Origin of the sequence: Methylophaga sp. UBA1464 (assembly GCF_002325665.1) — a bacterium.
Classification (GTDB): Bacteria; Pseudomonadota; Gammaproteobacteria; order Nitrosococcales; family Methylophagaceae; genus Methylophaga.
Genome location: NZ_DCSO01000094.1, coordinates 5873 through 6442 on the forward strand (window position 1 = coordinate 5873; position 570 = coordinate 6442).

At 48.9% G+C, this 570-nt stretch carries 1 pseudogene; it reads left to right on the top strand.

Annotated elements, in window-relative coordinates:
• A pseudogene (locus B3O33_RS12820) lies at positions 1–570 on the top strand (AcrB/AcrD/AcrF family protein); the annotation flags it as partial.

Here is a 570-nt window from a genome sequence, read left to right on the forward strand (position 1 = left end):
CGGCACCCGCATTGAACAGACAGCCGATAAATTTGCTCAAATTCAGCAGGAAATCCGCAAAATTATTCCGGAGGATGAACTGGATTTTGTGTTTGAAAACATTGGCATGCCGGATTCCATTAACCGTGCCTGGGTAGAGAGTTTTACCATCGGTACTTATGATGGTGAGTTACAGATCCAATTGGCCAAAGGTCATCAGCCGAGCAGCCACTATGAAGCATCCATTCGGCAAATGCTTAAAGCGAAATTTCCCGAAGTCACACTATTTTCTCAAGCGGCAGACACCACCAATCAAACGCTTTCCGGCAGTACTCCAACCGCACTGGATGTGCGTTTTACCGGTCGGAACCTGCCCGGCAGCATCGCAAAAGCTGAAACCCTGATTGAAAAAATGCAATATGTGGAAGGTGCAGTGGATATTGGCTTTCAGCAGGTCTTTGCCCTGCCAGAATATTATGTGAATCTGGATCGTAAACGGGCGGCTGAACTCGGCGTTACTACGCAGGCAGCAATGAACAGTTTGCTGGGTGCATTAGGTTCTGCGGGTACGGTCTCCCCCAGCTTCTGGTC